Source organism: Megasphaera lornae, from assembly GCF_000214495.1.
GTDB classification, from domain to species: domain Bacteria; phylum Bacillota; class Negativicutes; order Veillonellales; family Megasphaeraceae; genus Megasphaera; species Megasphaera lornae.
In genome coordinates this window covers 1-18,847 of sequence record NZ_AFIJ01000038.1, presented here as the reverse complement: position 1 = coordinate 18,847, position 18,847 = coordinate 1, and the positions used below count along the sequence as shown (strand labels likewise).

At 45.6% G+C, this 18,847-nt stretch carries 17 protein-coding genes and 2 pseudogenes; 14 read left to right on the top strand and 5 right to left on the bottom strand.

Features of this window, described 5'->3' with window-relative positions:
- Nucleotides 1-67: 67 nt before the first annotated feature.
- The 7 genes from HMPREF1039_RS05995 (at nucleotide 68) to HMPREF1039_RS05965 (ending at nucleotide 7,765) form a co-directional block, all read left to right on the top strand.
- Entirely contained in the window at nucleotides 68-1,060 is a 993-nt protein-coding gene (locus tag HMPREF1039_RS05995; protein WP_007391549.1) for a DNA polymerase III subunit, read from the top strand.
- Nucleotides 1,061-1,903 (top strand): PSP1 domain-containing protein, encoded by an 843-nt coding sequence (locus tag HMPREF1039_RS05990; protein ID WP_007391572.1) that lies wholly within the window; start codon nucleotides 1,061-1,063, stop codon nucleotides 1,901-1,903. It abuts the gene before it with no gap.
- On the top strand, nucleotides 1,893-2,651 hold the full coding sequence (locus HMPREF1039_RS05985; RefSeq protein WP_007391558.1) for a tRNA1(Val) (adenine(37)-N6)-methyltransferase: 759 nt from the start codon (nucleotides 1,893-1,895) through the stop codon (nucleotides 2,649-2,651). The genes HMPREF1039_RS05990 and HMPREF1039_RS05985 overlap by 11 nt, the downstream gene beginning before the upstream one ends.
- Nucleotides 2,635-3,477: a 16S rRNA (cytidine(1402)-2'-O)-methyltransferase gene (gene rsmI / locus HMPREF1039_RS05980; protein ID WP_007391580.1), complete on the top strand. Its 843-nt coding sequence runs from the start codon at nucleotides 2,635-2,637 to the stop codon at nucleotides 3,475-3,477. The genes HMPREF1039_RS05985 and rsmI overlap by 17 nt, the downstream gene beginning before the upstream one ends.
- Nucleotides 3,478-3,517: 40 nt before the next feature.
- Nucleotides 3,518-5,455, top strand: a complete 1,938-nt coding sequence (gene metG, locus HMPREF1039_RS05975; protein ID WP_007391575.1) for a methionine--tRNA ligase — start codon at nucleotides 3,518-3,520, stop codon at nucleotides 5,453-5,455.
- 1 nt (nucleotide 5,456) lies between these two features.
- Nucleotides 5,457-6,224 (top strand): TatD family hydrolase, encoded by a 768-nt coding sequence (locus HMPREF1039_RS05970; protein ID WP_007391590.1) that lies wholly within the window; start codon nucleotides 5,457-5,459, stop codon nucleotides 6,222-6,224.
- Between the two features lie 107 nt (nucleotides 6,225-6,331).
- The gene (locus HMPREF1039_RS05965) at nucleotides 6,332-7,765 is read left to right on the top strand and encodes a Na+/H+ antiporter NhaC family protein (protein WP_007391598.1); all 1,434 of its coding nucleotides are present in this window, start codon (nucleotides 6,332-6,334) and stop codon (nucleotides 7,763-7,765) included.
- 40 nt (nucleotides 7,766-7,805) lie between these two features.
- On the opposite strand, the gene HMPREF1039_RS05960 is transcribed toward HMPREF1039_RS05965, so the two are convergent.
- The 3 genes from HMPREF1039_RS05960 to HMPREF1039_RS05950 are packed head-to-tail and all read right to left on the bottom strand — an operon-like array spanning nucleotide 7,806 to nucleotide 11,144.
- Nucleotides 7,806-9,197 carry a vWA domain-containing protein gene (locus HMPREF1039_RS05960; protein WP_007391519.1) on the bottom strand — a complete coding sequence of 464 codons (1,392 nt, stop codon included), beginning with the start codon at nucleotides 9,195-9,197 and terminating at the stop codon, nucleotides 7,806-7,808.
- A 1-nt stretch (nucleotide 9,198) separates the two neighbouring features.
- Nucleotides 9,199-10,314, bottom strand: coding sequence for an ATP-binding protein (locus HMPREF1039_RS05955; protein ID WP_007391586.1), 1,116 nt, complete (start codon nucleotides 10,312-10,314; stop codon nucleotides 9,199-9,201).
- Nucleotides 10,315-10,325: 11 nt separating this feature from the next.
- Nucleotides 10,326-11,144, bottom strand: a complete 819-nt coding sequence (locus tag HMPREF1039_RS05950; RefSeq protein ID WP_007391605.1) for a hypothetical protein — start codon at nucleotides 11,142-11,144, stop codon at nucleotides 10,326-10,328.
- 366 nt (nucleotides 11,145-11,510) lie between these two features.
- Between HMPREF1039_RS05950 and HMPREF1039_RS05945 the strand changes: the two genes are divergently transcribed.
- From HMPREF1039_RS05945 to HMPREF1039_RS08585, 5 genes and pseudogenes are all read left to right on the top strand, one after another.
- Nucleotides 11,511-12,482 carry a C40 family peptidase gene (locus HMPREF1039_RS05945; protein WP_007391535.1) on the top strand — a complete coding sequence of 324 codons (972 nt, stop codon included), beginning with the start codon at nucleotides 11,511-11,513 and terminating at the stop codon, nucleotides 12,480-12,482.
- A gap of 173 nt (nucleotides 12,483-12,655) precedes the next feature.
- Entirely contained in the window at nucleotides 12,656-13,663 is a 1,008-nt protein-coding gene (locus tag HMPREF1039_RS05940; RefSeq protein ID WP_007391594.1) for a hypothetical protein, read from the top strand.
- 262 nt (nucleotides 13,664-13,925) lie between these two features.
- Nucleotides 13,926-14,576 (top strand): annotated as a pseudogene (locus HMPREF1039_RS08595) (YadA-like family protein); the annotation flags it as partial.
- 204 nt (nucleotides 14,577-14,780) lie between these two features.
- Nucleotides 14,781-14,918: pseudogene (locus HMPREF1039_RS08590) on the top strand (adhesin); the annotation flags it as partial.
- Nucleotides 14,919-14,972: 54 nt separating this feature from the next.
- A complete protein-coding gene (locus tag HMPREF1039_RS08585) occupies nucleotides 14,973-15,335 on the top strand; it encodes a YadA-like family protein (RefSeq protein ID WP_371827721.1) in 363 nt (120 codons plus the stop codon).
- A gap of 81 nt (nucleotides 15,336-15,416) precedes the next feature.
- Here HMPREF1039_RS08585 and hcp read toward each other — a convergent pair whose 3' ends face one another.
- Together hcp and HMPREF1039_RS05925 are read right to left on the bottom strand one after the other, a co-directional pair.
- On the bottom strand, nucleotides 15,417-16,985 hold the full coding sequence (gene hcp / locus HMPREF1039_RS05930) for a hydroxylamine reductase (protein ID WP_007391516.1): 1,569 nt from the start codon (nucleotides 16,983-16,985) through the stop codon (nucleotides 15,417-15,419).
- 151 nt (nucleotides 16,986-17,136) lie between these two features.
- Nucleotides 17,137-17,577 (bottom strand): MarR family winged helix-turn-helix transcriptional regulator, encoded by a 441-nt coding sequence (locus tag HMPREF1039_RS05925; RefSeq protein ID WP_007391610.1) that lies wholly within the window; start codon nucleotides 17,575-17,577, stop codon nucleotides 17,137-17,139.
- A gap of 404 nt (nucleotides 17,578-17,981) precedes the next feature.
- Here HMPREF1039_RS05925 and HMPREF1039_RS05920 point away from each other — a divergent pair, with 404 nt between their 5' ends.
- Nucleotides 17,982-18,458 (top strand): peptidylprolyl isomerase, encoded by a 477-nt coding sequence (locus HMPREF1039_RS05920; protein ID WP_039891856.1) that lies wholly within the window; start codon nucleotides 17,982-17,984, stop codon nucleotides 18,456-18,458.
- Complete coding sequence (locus HMPREF1039_RS05915) at nucleotides 18,458-18,733, top strand: GIY-YIG nuclease family protein (RefSeq protein WP_007391593.1); 276 nt, start codon at nucleotides 18,458-18,460, stop codon at nucleotides 18,731-18,733. Before HMPREF1039_RS05920 ends, HMPREF1039_RS05915 begins: the two co-directional genes overlap by 1 nt.
- Nucleotides 18,734-18,847: the final 114 nt, after the last annotated feature.

Sequence of the window (18,847 nt, the reverse complement as noted above, 5' to 3'; positions counted from 1 at the left end):
TGGACTTTACCGTCATTTTTTTTATAATAATATTTTAGAGAGTCGCATTATTCGGAAGGAGTCAGGCATGGATGTATCGTATTTTGATAACGTGATCGGACAGTGCGCGGTTAAAGAAAAACTGTTGCATTGGGTCCGAACGGATCATGTTCCGCATGCGTTGATTTTTTCCGGTCCCGACGGTGTGGGAAAAACGACGTTGGCTTGTGCCTTTGCGGAAATCATAGTACAGCATCCGGTGTTTACCGGGGGCATACCGGTATTGCAGGATCGGGCCTATGCAGCGTTCGGCAGTGAAGTGTATTTTATTGCGCCGCAAACTTCACAGTTAAAGGTAGAACAATTTCGTCAAGTGCGAGAAAAATTATTCTTAGGTAATGTGGCGAATCATTCGCGGGTGTGCATTATTGATCACGGGGAAACCATGAATGCTGCGTTTGCCAACGGGATGCTGACTATTTTGGAAGAACCGCCGCAAGGGGTAATATTCATTATTATTACGAATCAACCGGAACGATTGTTGACTACCGTTCGTTCGCGTTGTGTAGAATGTATGCTGGCGCCGGTTGCGGAGGCGGCGTTGCGACAGGCGCTGGCGGCGGCATATCCGCAGTCCCCGGAAAAACGGGAAAAAGCGGTACGGGCGGCGGCGGGGAATGTGGCACGCGCGTATGAAATTATGGCAGGCGATGAAAAAGATTATTTTCAGGAGGCGGTTGACTTTTTGCAAATTATTGCGGAGCATGCCGCTCCGTATACGAAATTGCAATTCCTTTGTGCCGCTTGGGATAAAAGAGAAGTGTTACTTTTTTTACAAAACTTGTTATTGTTTATACGCGATGCGGCTGTATGGGAGCAGACGGAAGATCGAAATTTGTTGCAGCAAGTACAGGCCGTCGCCGCTTTGCGGCAAGCGGCATTGACTTGGCGGTTGTCGCATCTTTTGGCAATGGAACAGGTGGCGGAAGAATGTCGCCGGGCGATTTTATTGAATGTGAATGTCAGATTGGTTATAGATTATTTATGTATACAATGCATCCGGATTAAGGGAGGTATTTAGTTGATAGTTGTAGGTGTGCGTTTTAAACCGGCGGGAAAAATTTATTATTTTAATCCGCAGGATGTAGTATTGTCGATAGAGGACGGCGTTATTGTGGAAACCGCACGGGGGATGGAATTCGGATCGGTCGTAATAGCACCGCGGGAAGTGGCGGATAGTGAGGTGATACAGCCGTTGAAACCGATTATTCGCCGGGCGTCTCCCAAAGATTTTAAACAGTTGGCAAAGAATAAAGAACGGGAAAAAAAGGCATTTTCTATTTGTTTGGAAAAAATCGCCAAGCATAAATTACCTATGAAATTGATTGACGTGGATTATACGTTTGATATGGGGAAGATTATATTCTTTTTTTCCGCAGAGGGACGGATTGATTTCAGGGAATTAGTACGAGATTTAGCGGCCGTATTTCGTACTCGTATTGAATTACGGCAAATCGGTTTGCGAGATGAAGCCAAGATGATTGGCGGCATGGGTTGTTGCGGGCGGGCCTTATGTTGCGCTTCTTTTTTAGGCGATTTTAAACCCGTATCTATTCGCATGGCCAAGTCTCAAGGGATGTTTTTAAATCCTTCTAAGATTTCCGGAATTTGCGGACGTCTTATGTGCTGTTTACGATACGAAAATGATTCGTATACGTCGGGAGAATTAACGTGTCAGAATTGTCAGCGCAGCTGTATGCAGCAAAAAACGCCGACAGTGGGACAAAAAGTGATGACCGATGAAGGCGTAGGGGCGGTATTGCGGATTCATTCCAAGGATCAAACCGTACGCGTACAATTGGATTCCGGTCATTGTATTAATGTGTCCTGGTCGGATGTCGCGGAAATTGACCATGAAAGTTAAGGACGGGGAACGGTTGGATACTTTGGTTCGCGATGGCATGAAACTGATACAGCGGGAAGATCAATTTCGCTTTTCTTTGGATACGGTGCTGCTGGCTAATTTCGGCAGCGTGCCGCACAGTCCGGTGTTGGATTTGGGCACCGGGACCGGGGCGATTCCTTTAATTTTAACCGCTCGCGGCGTACGTGCCGTAACGGCTTTGGAGTTGAATCCGATTATGGCGGATATTGCCGCACGTAATGTCATCTTAAATCATAAAGAAGAGAGTATTCGCATCAAACATGGTGATTATCGGCAGCCGGGAAAGTGGCTGAAAAGCGGTTCTTTTGCTGCCGTATATGCCAATCCTCCGTATCGGGAAAAGCAACGCGGCGCATATAGTCCGGTTCCCGGCATTCGCCGGGCGCGGCATGAGGAAACGGCAACCTTGGCGGAGGTTTTGGCGGCGGCCTCGTTTGCTTTGAAATATGGGGGATACTTTCGCATGGTGCATATTGTGGAACGTTTGGCGGATATTTTTGCGGTAATGCGTTATTACAAAATAGAACCGAAACGTCTTTTATGTATACACGGAAGATTGCATAAACAAGGGAAAATATGTATTATTGAAGGGATACGCGGCGGTAATCCGGGGCTGGAAGTACTACCGCCTTTGGTGGTTCACAATCAGGACGGGTCGTACAGTAAAACCGTTTTACAATATTATGGAGTGGCAGAAACGAGGCATGGTGATGGCGGAAATCTTTAAAAAAGGTACCTTGTATTTATGTCCTACGCCCATAGGAAATTTGGAAGATATAACCTATCGCACCGTTCGCTGTTTACGGGAAGCGGATTGCATTGCGGCGGAAGATACACGGCATACACGGCAATTGTTGGAAGCGTATAATATTCATACGGCGCTGGTCAGTTATCATGAACACAATAAGCGGGAAAAAGGACCGCAACTGATTGAAAAATTACAATCCGGTCAGATGGTGGCGGCGGTCAGCGATGCCGGGATGCCGGCTATTTGTGATCCGGGAAGTGATTTAGTGCGGCTGGCGCTGCACGCGAATATTCCTGTCGTACCGTTACCGGGCGCCAATGCGGGATTGACGGCATTGATTGCTTCCGGTATGGATACGACACGGTTTATTTTTATCGGTTTTTTGCCGAAAACAAAAAAACATCGTCGTCCCGTATTGGTATCGTTAGCTGCGAGTGAAGGCACGCTTATTTTTTATGAAGCACCGCATCGCATACAGGCGGTTTTACAAGAAATGACGGAAATATTGGGAGATAGAGAATGTGTGCTTTGTCGAGAATTGACCAAAAAATATGAACAATATTTTCGGGGCACGTTATCGCAAGTAACTGCGCAGTTGTGCGCACAGGGAATACGAGGAGAATTTGTTATTTTAGTAGCCGGTAAATGTGCCGAGGAAAGGAACCCGTCGACAGCGGTTTCGGAATACAGCCGTCTGGTCCAAGCGGAAATACAACGAGGACGCACTAAAAAAGAAGCGATACGGGTTGTGGCCGCACAACTGGGAGTTTCTAAGCGGGATGTTTATCAGGCAACATTATTATGAGGAATTCCCGACTCATTTGTCGGGGTGGGAGGAAGAAGTTATGGCTGAAAAAAAACGATACTATATTACGACACCGATTTATTATCCCAGTGCCAAATTACATATCGGTCATACGTATTGTACGACCATTGCCGATACGCTGGCACGATTTCATCGCTTGCGCGGCGATGAGGTGTTTTTTTTGACCGGGTCGGATGAACATGGGCAAAAAATTCAGCGGGCAGCAGAAGAAAAAGGGATTCAACCGATTGAATATGTCAATGATATTGTGGCCTTGTTTCAAGATTTATGGAAACGATTGCAGATATCCAATGATGATTTTATTCGTACAACGGAAGCGCGACATGAAAAAGTAGTGCAGAAATTGATGGAAATTTCTTATCAAAAGGGAGATATTTATAAAGGAGAATATACCGGTTGGTATTGTACGCCTTGTGAATCATTTTGGCCGGAAAATAAATTGCCCGAAGGAAAACATATTTGCCCGGATTGCGGCCGGCCTTTGGAATTGGTTAAAGAAGAAGCTTATTTTTTAAAGATGAATAAGTATGCGGACAGATGGCTGCAGTTTATAGAAGAAAATCCGGAATTTATTCAACCGGAATCACGGCGGAATGAAATGATTGCGTTTGTAAAAAGCGGGCTGGAAGATCTGTGTGTGTCGCGCACGTCTTTTGACTGGGGCGTTAAAGTGCCGTGGGATCCGAAGCATGTAGTATATGTTTGGTTTGATGCTTTAGCGAATTATTTGACGGCTATCGGCTATTTGGATAATCCGGAACAATTTAAGAAATTTTGGCCGGCTACGTTGCACCTGGTGGGGAAAGAAATTGTGCGTTTTCATACGATTATTTGGCCGATTATTTTGATGAGTTGTGATTTGCCCTTACCTAAGCAGGTCTTTGGACATGGCTGGTTGATTGTGGACGGCACGAAAATGAGTAAGTCCTTGGGAAATGTTGTCGATCCGGTACCGCTAATTGTGCGATATGGAGCCGATGCGTTGCGGTATTATTTGTTAAAAGAAATTCGTTTGGGACAAGACGGGAATTTTTCGTTGCCTTCTTTTTTAGGTCGCATTAATTCCGATTTGGCGAATGATTTGGGAAATTTATTGCAGCGGACATTGGCTATGGTGGAAAAGTATGAACAAGGCATTGTGCCGGCGCCTTCGACGACGGCGCCGGTAGATATGCAGCTGCGGCAAGCTGCTGAGGAAATGCTGGATGTTTATACACAAGCCATGGAAACGATGCAGATTAATGAGGCGATTAACGCCCTTTGGGGAGTCATTCATCGGACCAATAAATATATTGACGAAACGATGCCCTGGAGTTTGGCCAAAGAAGATGCACAACGGGAACGATTGCGCACGGTATTATATAATTTAATAGAAGCGCTGCGGATTATCGCTATTTCCGTCAGTCCGATTATGCCGGCTTGTGCGGAAGAAATTTGGCGACAATTGGGGTTGCAAGCGTTCCGTACGGTCGGTTTGGAAGCGGCGGCGACGTGGGGGGCATATCCTGCACAAACTCGTATTTGTAAGGGAAAGGCCTTGTTTCCGAGGTATGATATGGAAGAAGAAGTTGCCGCTATGACGAGCGGTTCCGCAAAGAAGCCTGTATGCACGGCCGCAAAAGAGGAAATAAAAGCGGAAATTACTATTGATGATTTCAGCAAAGCGGATTTACGGGCCGGAAAAATTTTAGCTTGTGAAAAAGTAAAAAAGTCTAAAAAATTATTAAAAATTCAATTGGATTTAGGGACGGAAGAAAGACAAATTGTCAGCGGCATTTCGTCGTATTATACGCCGGAAGAGTTGGTGGGCCATACGGTCATTGCGGTTACCAACTTAAAACCGGTTACCTTATGCGGCGAAGTGTCGAAGGGCATGTTGTTGGCGGCGGCCGATGGGGACGGCAAGTTGCAAGTGGTGTTTGTTGACGGTATGGCGCCGGGAAGCAGGGTGCGATAATATGGTATTCGATACACATTGTCATATACATGATGAAGCGTACGATTCGGATCGCGAGGCGGTGATTCGGCGCGCTTTTGCGGCGGGCGTGCAATATATGATGTTTCCCGGTACGGATTTGCCTACTTCTTCCGCCGCCGTAGCTTTGACACACCGCTATGAAGGCGTGTATGCGGCAGTAGGCATCCATCCGGAAGATGCGGCTTCGGCCACGCCGCAAGGGTTCGCACAGTTACGAAAATGGCTGAGAGAGGAACCGAAAGTAGTGGCCGTCGGAGAAGTGGGATTGGATTATCATTGGCCGGAACCGTCGCATGAAATACAAAAAGCCGTGTTTATTGAACAAGTAAAAATGGCGGTAGAATTGGATATGCCTATTGATATTCATGATCGGGAAGCGCATGGAGATACGTTGGCTATTTTGCGGCAGTACGGCAAAGGGATTCGCGGCGTATTTCATTGTTATTCGGGCAGTTTGGAAATGGCGCGGGAATTACTGGCGATGGGATTTTATTTCGGATTTACAGGTACTACCGTATTCCCTAATTCCAAAAAATTAAAACGTATTGCCGCCAACTTACCGTTGGAACGGATGTTGATTGAAACCGACAGTCCGTATTTGACGCCGCCGCCGTATCGCGGTAAGCGAAATGAACCGGCGTATGTGCGGTATGTGGCGGCGGAAATTGCCCGCTTGCGGAATATGCGGGTGGAAGAGGTGGAACGTATTACTATGGAAAACGGCAAGCGTATTTTTAACATTCCTTAGAGGCGTGTTGCGCCGTTAAAAAAACATGCCGTCTTCAAGGCGGCATGTTTTTTGTGTGCTGTTTTCGTAATACCTATAAGGATATAGGCGGATAAGGAGAAGGTCATTTGGTAAAGACGCAGAAAGAAGTGCCGGAAAAGGCTAATGTAAAAATGGAAATAGAAATAGGCGAAAAAATTTCTCGCGAAGGGAGGGCTTTTTGCAGCGGCAAAGCCCTTATTCCTTTTGCAGTATTTATTGTATTATATTTAGGGAGCGGGATTTTTTTACAACTACAGGGGGTACCGTCGGCATTTTATCAGTTTCCGGCACCCTTGGCGGCCGTGGCCGGGATTATTGCCGCTTTTTTTATTTTGCCGGGACATTTTGAAGAAAAGTTTGAAACTTTTGTTAAAGGCTGCGGCGATTCCAATATTATTATTATGTGTCTGATTTTTTTATTGGCCGGCGGGTTTGCTTCCGTATGCAAAGCTATGGGCGGGATTGATGCTGCGGTTAATTTGGGGTTGACGTATATACCGACGGCGTATTTAGGGGTCGGCATATTTATTATTTCCTCTTTTATTGCGACGGCGACGGGCACGTCGGTCGGCAGCGCCGCGGCGGTCGGTCCGATTGCGATTGCCGTGGCGGAAAGAACGGGTATGTCGTTGCCTCTGATTATGGGGTGTGTTATCGGCGGCATTATGTTGGGCGATAATTTATCGATTATTTCCGATACGACGATTGCTTCGACACGAACACAAGGATGCGCCATGAAAGATAAGTTTCGGTTGAATTTTTGGCTTACGTTAGTCCCCGCTTTGATTACGGTTTTTTTGTTAATTATGCACAGCGGGGCGATGCCGACGGTCGCTATCGGCAATCACGATTTTTCTTTATTGCGCGTGCTTCCTTATATCGTCGTATTAGTTACGGCTATTTGGGGAATGAATGTATTTTTAGTGCTCGTTATGGGGACCGTGTTGGCCGGCTGTATCGGCTTGTATTATGGCGAGCTGACGGTATTATCTTGGACACAGGCTATGTATACCGGCTTTAAAGGAATGTGTGACATTTTTTTCCTTTCTCTTTTATCGGGAGGCTTGGCGGCGATGGTAAGCAAAGCCGGCGGGATTACATGGTTGTTGCTGCAAGTACAACGGGGAATTCGCGGTAAAAAAACTGCGGAATTGGGGATTTCCGCGTTGGTTTCGCTTTCCGATATTGCGTTGGCGAATAATACGGTGGCGATCATTATTAACGGCGAGATTGCGAAATCTATTTGTTATCGTTTTCATGTGGATCCGCGCCGCAGTGCCGCGCTATTAAGTACGTTTTCGACGATTTTTCAAGGCTTAATTCCGTATGGGGCGCAAATGCTGATGGTAACCGGATTTGCCGGCGGTAAAGTATCTCCTTTGGCAGTGTTGCCGTATACGTGGTTTATTTATTTACTGGCCTTATCGGCATTGGTATCTATTTTCATTCCCTTTTCAGACGGTTTTATTCGTAAAAATCCTTGGGATTTTACGTTACGAAAACCGGTAAATAGAGGGTAAAAAAGACCGACAGACTCTGCAAACGAGTCTGTCGTTTTTTTTATAAGAGGATTTTTTCTTGGTTATTCATGGAATAGCCGCCTTTTTCAACATTGTCAAAATCCAAATTGGCATCGTCACTTTTATCCGGTTTCAGATATTTTATAATACCATGCGGCTCTTTTAAGGACAAGGCATCTCCGGTTAATACCCAAAGTACTTTATAGTTTTTAGGGGGAACTTGTAATTTTTGTTCTCCTTTGCCGTCGGTAAAGTAAATTAATACGTCAATGCGACGACTGTTGGCATAGGCAAATACGGGTGAAAAACGTGTGCCGCCACGAACATCCAAGCGCGGTTGCAAATCGGCCAAGGTTTTTATGGGGTAGGAACGGCGAATTTCATCATCGCATTCTACCAAGGTGATTTCATGCTTAAAGTTTTTTACAATTTCCAGCACTTCCACCATAGCTTGTTTAAATTCACCGTCGCTGATACTGCCGCTAATGTCCAGGGCTACTAAGAGTCGGGCCGTATGGCCGGTCAGTTTGCCGCGTAAATCCAAGCGTTCCGGTTGGCGACGATTGCGGCGGGTAACGGTTTTTTTCTTTTCGGCGGCTACGGCACCGGTGAATTTTTTTACATATAAACTCCACGGCAATCCGGGTGCTTCTTTTTTTAACTCGGCGATCATACTTTCTAAATAATTGGAAAGCGATCCTTTGCGTGCCGCATCAATATATTTTTCCGTGAATTTTTGTAAGGTAGCCGTATCCAACTCGTCCGATTCTTCCCATACATCGTGTGTCGTTTCCGGATCGAAGGCCAGTTGGATGCTGTTACTGTGATCACTGCCTGTATAAGGCGTGTTTCGTTGACGAATTTCTACGGCGGCCTGAATTTTTTCCGCATAATATTCAAAGGTTTCAAAGGGCGGTAAAAACAGACCGTATTGCATATTTACCCATTGCAACGTGATCGCATCGGGAGGCAGATTTTTTAAATACGTATTTACGACTACATCCATAGCAATGTTCAAGACCCGCTTGCTGTACGTATCTTTTAAATCACGAGCACGAATTAAATGTAAGGAGACAATATGTAAAATATCATGTTTAATAGCCGTGGCCATTTGTTTTGCAGTGAGCGGCAGAAATAAAAAGGGATTAAAATACATAACATAGGCGGCACTTTTAAAACTGACTGCAGTGGGGCCGGCAATATCAAAGCGAACAGCTTTTTTCATTTGAAAAGAAAAGTACCCATAAAAATTATCGGTGTCTTCCATTAAACTTAGGGTCACCCGATCGATAATATGAAAAAAATCGACGCCGAACGATTCAGGCATACGAAAGGTTTCTTCCGTATGTTTTTCCGTTGCCATGTAGTCTTCATAGTGCTTTTGTAACTCTTGTAATAAGAGGAGGGCATCTCCCTCTATGGACGCACTCATTTTAATGCACCTGACAATAAGCCTTAAAATAGGTAGTAATGAAATCATCTTCCTGTAAGGCTTGCGCATATAATTTGGGGGTACTGTATTTCATATCTTTCATGAGGCCGACCATCAAGTCTACCGGGTACATGTTCAGTAACGCGATCAAACGGGTTATTTGTTCGACGGTTGCCGGTCGGTCTTCGGTAATTGATTTTTCTAAGAGTTGCAGCATATTTTTGGCCGCTAAATATAGACGGGTATGGCTTTCTTTTTGAATACGCGCGGATAACTCCGCATCATTCGGCGTACCTTCAAAGACATCATTATAGGTTAAAAGTGGTGTATGATCGGAGCGAATAAAGGTGGTAAATTCTTCGGCAATAATTTTTCCCACATTGCCGCGAATGACATTAAAAAATACGTCTTTCGGAATTGCATCTTTTCGGGTTTGATATAGCTTAAAGGCATGGGATATGCGTTCATAACTCCGCGGTGTAGCGTTAATGTCATCTTCATGCGTCTGATTCAAGTATTCCGGAAAGGTAGCGATAAATTCCATGACTTCCGGGGCAATACCTGCCGTACGGGCCCAATCCAGCCATTGGGCATAATCCGGTTCCATGTGCAGCCAAACAAAGCGGTTTTGTTGCGCCGCATCCATATCCACCGCTTCATAATCATAACTGTCGGACGGATTCATGGCCGCAATAATGCGGACATCCGGATGTAAATGATAGCCGTTTATTTCTTTATTTAAAATGAGATTCATCAGTTCTTGTTGTACGGCATGTTCGCAGCGGTTAATTTCATCAATAAACAGTAAGACTGTACGTCCTTCGGCTATTTCTTCATCAATTTCCCGCAGGGTGTGATGCACCGCGTACGTTGTGGTCGTTTCCTTTACCGTTTTTCCGTACCGATTTTTACGAGTATAGGTGGAAATCGTAGGCAAGCCGCCGATTTCCCCTTCTTTTAATAAGTTGCCGTCCAGCACTAAGAGCGACCAATTATTTTTTTTTGCCAGAGCGGTTGCCAGGGCGGTTTTTCCGATACCCGTTTCTCCTACTAAGAGCGGTACGTCACGTGAGGCTAATACAAGTTCTACACTTTGGAGCGTTTCTATAAAATTCATAACGGTTCCCCTTATTTAAATGATAATTTTTCATCTACTGTAATTCGCTTTGCTTTTTTACTTCCTCTGTCATAAATAAATTGTAATTTATTCATAGGATAGACATCGCCGTCCCGATCAAAGGCGCGACAATTAATAAAATTTCGTACATACTTTTCTTCGACATTTTCGTCACTGAGAACATCCGTCAAAATGGCTTCCCACTCTTCGTCACTTAAAACGATAGACGGCGGTAAGTATTTTACACTTAAAATATTGAGTTTCAAATATTCTATGACGTCTTCTTTCGTAACTTCGCGTAATAAGGGTAAGGCACGCTCATTTTCTTTTACTCCCGAACAACGGGCTTCCCGCGTAGGATTTTCTATATAGCGCAAGGCTTCGTAATTACTTTTTACGGCCGCTTCTTGGACTTCCGGTGCCGGATCTTTTATAAATTTAATGGCGTCATAATTTTTTTGTACGGCCAGTAATTGTAAGTCGACAGAGGGATTGGGAACATACCGAATCGCCCAACCGGATTCTTGCAGGGCTAAACGAATCAATGCGGGCGACGGATTTTTTATGTATTCTAAATTATTCCAGCCTTTTTTGATGACGGCGGTTACTATTTCCGGTGACGGATCGGCAAGAAAGCGAATGGCTTTAGGCGTATTTTCGATTGCCGCCGCTTGGATTTCCGGCGTAGGATCGCCAATATATTGCAACAATAGTCCGTTTTCCCGTACGGCCAATAATTTCATTTCCTCTGTAGGGTGCGGAATGTTTTTTATGGCATACGGATTTAAATGCAGCATTTTTAAATATTTTTTTTCTTCTTGTGTATCCATTGTACAAAGTCCTTTTTGTCAGTTTTTATTTTAAGTATAGGTACATAAAACAGATAAAAGAAAATGATATTTTTTCTTTATTGTTTATTATAGCATATATGGCTATAATAAACAGTCCCGAAGAGAAAACGGAAATCTGCACATTTGTACATAAAAAATGCGCAGCAAGCGGTAGCGAGGGGGGAAGATATAGGTGTTTTTTTGACGAATCATAACACAAGTGTTATAATAAAACGGAATTGTAAACAAATGGAAGCTATCCGTACCGACAAAATGACGGGAAAGATAGCTTGTTTCATAGGAATAAAAATGTAGGAGCAGGTATTAACAGGTGCTGAGATTCACGTAGTGTATAAAGGAGCAGGTATGAACGGAAAGAAAATCACGACGGTACTGGGAATGGTTTTGTTAACTTCGATTACTTGTGTCGGAGCCGCCTTTCATCCCGGGGATCGAGGAACACAGATTACAGAAATTCAACAGGCGTTGGTAAAGCAGGGCATGCATCTTGCGGTAGACGGGGATTACGGCGCCGATACGCAAGAGGCGATTCGTACGTTTCAAAAAAAACACGGTATATATGCCGACGGAGTGATGGGGGCCAAGACCTATGCCGGATTGATGAAGAAAAATATGCCGGAAAATAAGACGATTCGTTTTGTGAACAAGACGGAAGATCTGGTAGAAGGACCTGTGGTTGCGAATGTGGCGACGGCCAATCATGAAGTACGAACCATTCAACAGGCGTTGGTGCGACAAGGCTATGCCGTTGATGTAGACGGCGTTTTCGGGCCCGGTACAGAACAGGCTTTGCGGCGTTTTCAGGCGCGTCGCGGGTTGACGGTAGACGGGGTTATCGGTCCGGAAACCTTTTATGCTTTAACCGGTCAAGTATTGGCAAGCGGTTCGGTACATGTCGGCAACACGGCGGAGCTGAATGTGGCGCCTACCGGGAGTGCGCGCTCGGCGTCCGCAACGGTGCGGCGGTTATTGGGGGTAGCGCAACGGTATATGGGAACTCCGTATGTATTTGGCGGCACGACGCCTTCCGGATTTGATTGTTCCGGCTTTACTCGCTATGTATTTTCGGAAGTGGGTGTTTCGTTACCGCGTATGGCGGATGCACAGTACAGCATGGGGACATCTGTTTCACAAGAAAAGTTGCGTCCCGGGGATTTGGTATTTTTTACGACGTATACTCCCGGCGTTTCTCATGTGGGCATTTATTTGGGGAAACGACAATTCATTAATGCGTCCAATGACGGGGTGAGTGTGGCCGATTTGAATAGTACGTATTGGGCACAACGTTATATTGGGGCAAAACGAATTTTAGGATAAGGAAATAGGGAAAACTCCGGCTAAAGGGGCGAAATCGTCGGCGAATTTATTCGTAGCTGCGGTTCGGCTTTTTGGCGGGAGTTTTTTTATGGGAAAAAGTATATATTGATAACAATTTTCGTATATGATAGAATAAATACACAGCAAAGTATATAAAGGAGATGAGGGGGAAGATGAAAAAAAGTATTTCTATAGCGGCCGTGTTGGCGGTCGTGACCGCAGTAAGCGGTGCCGTAGGAGCGGCATCACAAGGGACTATTCAAGTCGCAAAAGGCTCCGTTTTACAGGTAGGACGGGTATTGCCGTCGCTTACGAATGATAATAAAGATCGGGAAGGCGCTTTACCGGATAAAGCGCGGGTAGATGTGCAGGCAGGTGCATCCGTATTATTGACCGTACATCCGGCAGGCATTAAGGGGAAGGTACCGGCGCAGGTGCAGGTGGATTATCCGTACGGCACGGATGTAAACAATGCGCAAAAACCGGCACATCCCGTCAGCTTACAAAGTCAAATCTTATTGGATAAGCCGTTTGATACGGCAAAAGTTACCATTCACTATACGCGTACGAACTTCGGCTTAAATGCTCTTTCGGCAGGGAAGGGCGGGACGGCGATAGGTGCCGATTCGATTGCGTTGGGAGCGGAATCGACCGCGTTGGGAGATAATGCGCGAACTTGGTTTATGTGGATGGGGAAGGATCGGGTAGTGCGTTTAAAACCGATTTTATCGTCTCAAGCTACCGCAATCGGTGCGAATACCTTGGCTTTCGGGAAAAACTCCACCGCCTTGGGGGTAGGTGCCAGCACGGGCGTGTTAACTACTTTTGACGGTACGCCTATTGTCGGTACGATTCGAAAAGACGTGGAAGAAAATGCCGATGCGGCACATCCGCTGCAAGCGAAGGCGTATGATAACGGTGTAGCCTTAGGCGCGTTCAGTAAAGTTCGTGCCCGGAACAGCGTCGCGCTGGGGGTAAACAGTGAAGCGGTCAGCGATAATACGGTTGCTGTCGGTAATGCGCAAGATACACGGCGTATTACGTTTGTCGCTCCCGGTGTGGAAGCGGGAGACGCTGCGACGGTAGGACAGTTGCGGGAAGCGGAACAGAAAATATACGTATTACAACAACAAATACGGGCATTGCAACAGCAAGTACAACAGTTGTTGCAGAAAAAATAGAAAGCGATTAGTAATAAGAGACGGTTTCGTTATGAAATCGTCTCTTATTTTTTGAAAAAATAAGGGGTAAGTCGGTTTATTATATAACTATAGCTTTTGGGCATATGATGAATACTATATTGGAAGAGATTGCGAATGGTGTAAATATGCCGTTTGTATAGAGGAAAGGAAAAAAGACGATAAACGATATTGACAATTATAATCAAGTAAGATATAAATAAATACGTATTATATTACTATACTAATAGGAGATGAGGGGAAGATGAAAGGAAAAACCACGATCGCTGTTCTGATGGCTGCAACCATGGCAGTGGGGGGAGCGGTATTTGCTGCAGATAATGTTAAGATATCGGATAAGGCAACTATTGTGATAGGATATCCGGCGGATAAGGATGGCAAAACGCAACCGCATGGTAAACCGGCAACAAAAGATACGGCATCTATTGATGCCGCTGCCGGCGCGAGTGTATTATTGGATTCGCATCCGGTGGTAAAGGATGAAAAGCATAAGACGATTAACGAGTATGAAGACTTGGATTGGCCTTATGGCGTTAATGAAAAGGGGAAGCGAGTCGGTCCTTCCAATTTAATGGCGCATTTAAAGCCGAAGGATGAAGCGTTTGATGTGGCACGGGTTGCGATTCATTATACGCGCACCGATTACGGTTTAAATGCGATCAGTTCGGGAAATGGAACGGCAATCGGCGCGGATACGGTGGCTTTCGGCAAGGGGGCAGTGGCTATGGGCTTTAATGCCCGCACAGGGGTAGCCTTTTATGATAATCATGCCACCAAAGCGGAACGTGATGCAAAGGCCGTTGTACACGATAACATGCGCATTGTAGGCAGTGAAAATGCGTTGGCGTTGGGCTCCAATTCGGATGCATTCGGTGAAAATTCTTCGGCAATCGGTGCCGGGGCGAGCACCGGTTGGGTTGAAGAAACCAAGCGTGCCGGTGCCTATGATAAAAATACGCCGGATGCGTATAAACACGTTGATGAAGATACGATCGCTACGAATAAACCGATAAAATACAATGGGCCGCTTAGAGGCGAAGATACGGAAAAAGCGGTTACGGATCAGAAAACGTATCGCGTACATGAGTCCAAGAATGCGTTGGCGATCGGTGCGAAGAGTAAGGTAAGAGCCGATAATAGTGTGGCGTTAGGGGTTAATAGTGTGGCCTTGGAAGATAATACGGTTTCTGTCGGTACGGCAACGTTACAACGTCGTATTACCAATGCGGCCGACGGGAGATGGGAAGCAGGATCTCATGATGTAGCAACGACCGGGCAAGTATATAAGGAAATGGGAAAAACCGGAGCGATGGCGGCTGCGTTAGCCGGGTTACATCCTATGGCACAAAGCCAAACGGGCTGGGAAGTTTCTGCAGCCATGGGAACTTATAACGGTAAAAGTGCGGTTGCATTAGGCGGTTTTTATCATACCAATCCGAATATGATGATTTCTTTAGGTGCGGCCTCCGCTTTTTCGGGACATGTAACCGGAAATCTCGGTATTACCTATCGTGTCGGTGCCGGCAATACGGGTACCGAGCAGGATATGTCGGCAGTGGCACAACAAATACGCGCGTTAACGCAGCGGGTGAATGCGTTAGCTGCTGAAAATCAACAATTACGGCAAGCTGTACAGCAATTGAGCCGTCGTTAATACATGTTATATTGTTTACAGATAACAAGCCTCCTGTCGCCGTATGGCGCACGGGAGGCTTGTCGTATATAGAGGCGGGGATTAATGGGCAAGAATTTTTTTCAAATCCGCTTCCGGTGTACTGATGGGAGATATATGATACTGTTCTACTAAATAAGAAAGAATATGGGGAGAAAGGAACGCCGGTAAGGTGGGTCCTAAATATATGTTTTGTATGCCTAAATAAAGTAACGTTAAAAGGATGCAAACGGCTTTTTGTTCATACCAAGAAAGCACTAACGATAAGGGGAGGTCATTGACGCCGCAGTGGAAGGCATCCGCTAAGGCTAAGGCTACTTTTATGGCACTATAGGCATCGTTACATTGGCCCATGTCCAGGAGTCGGGGTAAGCCGCCGACCGTACCGAGATCCAAATCATTGAAACGGAATTTGCCGCAAGCCAGGGTTAAGATGAGGGAATCGGCCGGTGTTTTTTTGACGAATTCTGTGTAATAATTTCGTCCCGGTCGTGCCCCGTCACAGCCGCCGACTAAGAAAAACCGGCGGATCTTTCCTTGCTTTACAGCGTCAATGACGGTATCCGCTACGGAGAGAACCGCATCATGTCCGAACCCGGTTACTACGGAAGTTCCCCCGTTAATGCCGGTAAAGTGTTGCGGTTCCGCATAGCCGCCCAGGGCAAGCGCCTTTTGTATTACAGGGGTAAAATCTTTTCGGTCATCAATATGGACCGTACCTTGGTAAGAAACCGCTTCTGTTGTGAACACCCGATCGGCATAGGAGGGGCGCGGCGGCATCAAACAGTTCGTGGTAAATAGAAGGGCGCCGGGGATGGCGTCAAATTCTTTTTGTTGATTTTGCCAGGCCGTACCGAAATTTCCTTTTAAATGCGGATATTTTTTTAATTCCGGATAGGCGTGGGCAGGCAACATTTCTCCATGTGTATATACGGAAACTCCGGTTCCTTCCGTTTGCTTTAAAAGGAGTTCCAGGTCTTTTAAATCATGGCCGGTTACTACAATAAAAGGTCCTTTTTCTATGGTCAGAGAAACGGTGGCGGGTTCCGGTTTTCCGTAGGTTCCCGTATTGGCTTCATCCAACATGGCCATGCAAGTAAGATTTACTTTTCCCGCTTCCATGACTAAGGGCAATAATTCTTCTACCGACAGAGACGCTTGCAAGGCCGCTAAGCCCTTGCATAAGAAGCTGTTGACTTCCGCATTGCTGCGGCCCAACATGAGGGCATGGTAGGCATAGGCGGACATGCCGCGGATACCGAATAAAAGCAGCGATTTTAATGAGCGAATATCTTCTTGGGCATGCCAAATTTCTTGGAGAGAAAAGTCTTGCGCAGGAGAGCCGCCGTAGGTTTTTAACAGCGCATGCACCTCATCTATATGCGCCTGCAGGGTTTGGGGATTAAAGTCGACATTGGTAATCGTGGCAAACAGACTGCGTAAAAGCAGACGACTGAGTGTCGGGGAAGGGGTTTCGTCGGGACAGACGGCGGCGAGATTCACCAAGGCGCCGGTCAGAATATCTTGTAAAGCTGCGGCCGTTTCCGATTTACCGCAAACGCCGGCACAACCCGTACAGCCTGTGCCGCCTCCCGTTTGTTCACATTGAAAGCAAAACATTTGTTGTTCCATTTTTACAACCTCCCTATATAGTGGATGTTCGAATTTTCGGTATTAGGGGAGCAAGAAAAGACCTTCCGCTATAGTTTCCGCTCCTCATGTGAAGCAGTATAACAGAAGGCCTTGTTCTTATCGGTTGTAATTACAACGAAAGGAAAGTTTTTTAATGTTCGTATAAGTTTTCAAACATGGTATTAATAAATAGTCGGGCCGCTTTGCGATCTTCCGCACTTAATCCGCGCAATGCCAAACTGCGCTGTTCATTGACGTGAGCGGCTACTAACGGATAGAGCGTTCGTCCCTGTTCGGTAAGGGTGATGTATTTTTCTCGTTTGTCTTCTTTGCAGGTGCGATAAATAAGCCCTTTTTTTTCCATTTTTGCCAATGTTTTGGAGATTGCCGCCGGTTCAATTTGTAACGCAGTTGCAATGGCTGTTTGTGATACGGACGGATGATTTGTCAAATAACGAAGGACACTCCATTCGGAGCTGTATACGTTGTAGCGTTTGATAGTATCGTTAATTGCTTTGGTAAACAAACGCATGGTGACAAAAATTTGATGAAGAAGGGCTTCATCTTTTTTTTGCGTTTCATCATCAATCATGAACCAAAGTCTCCTTCCTGAATATAATATGAAAATGATGCTTTTCTATACGGTTAAATACGTATCTTCCTTAAAAAGGACCCTTTCCGGAGAATAGTATACATAGCAACAATTTCCTCTATCATCATACCACGGTTCATGGTAACGTCAAGCATATTGTAATAGGTTTTTGAATGAAAAAAATAAGTAAACTATAGTGCAAATAAAGAAGAACAAGTCAATTCAGGCATATTGTGAAAAAACGCGAAAGATGAAAATAAGTTTATTTTTTCGGTAAAGAAATATAAACAGATTGTAAATAGCGAGGGAAAATGGCGGGATAGTGTAAGGGGGTTGCCGGCGGGAAATTTCTACGGTAATATTAATAAAAGAAATATGATATAAGTAGGAGGAGTGTGAATACGATGGCAGATACTAAAACATATGCCGTTTTTAAAACGAATTGCGGAGATTTTACGGTGGAGCTGTTTGCGCAACAAGCACCGATTACGGTGGAAAATTTTATAAAATTGGCGACCTCCGGATTTTATGATAAGACTATTTTTCACCGGATTATTGCCGATTTTATGATTCAAGGCGGCGATCCGGAAGGTACCGGATTCGGCGGTTCGGAAGAAACGATTCCTGATGAATTTGCGCCGGATTTGAATTTTAATGAACCGGGAATGTTGGCGATGGCCAATGCCGGCCCCAATACGGGAAGTTCACAATTTTTTGTTACTGTAGTGCCGACTCCGTGGTTATTCAGACATCATTCGATTTTCGGCAAAGTCGTCGAACAGTATGAGGTTGTTGAAAAAATCAGTAAAGTCAAGACGGACGCAATGGATAAGCCCGTGTCGGATGTACTGCTGGAAACCGTGCAGATTATTACGAAGTAATGGCGGGTTATTATACCTATATAGTTCGCTGTGCCGATCGTTCTTTGTATGCCGGTTGGACTACGGATGTGAAACGGCGCGTACGAGCGCATAATCGCGGTACGGGTGCCAAGTATACGCGGGCACGACGACCGGTACGGTTAGTTTGGCAGGCCGCATTTGCAACGAAACGGGAAGCGATGCGTTGGGAATGGAAAATTAAGCAGTTGTCGAAAGCACAGAAAGAAGCATTGTGTTGTCGCCGACAGGGCGCGATGTATAGGGCGACGGAATAACCGGTTTTTTACTGCCGCATGTCGAAGGTTGCGGCGACAGGCCGGGGCGGCATAGTGGTGCGTTGCGGATACGAACGGTGTATATAAGACAAAATAAAAAAAGTGCCGATACCC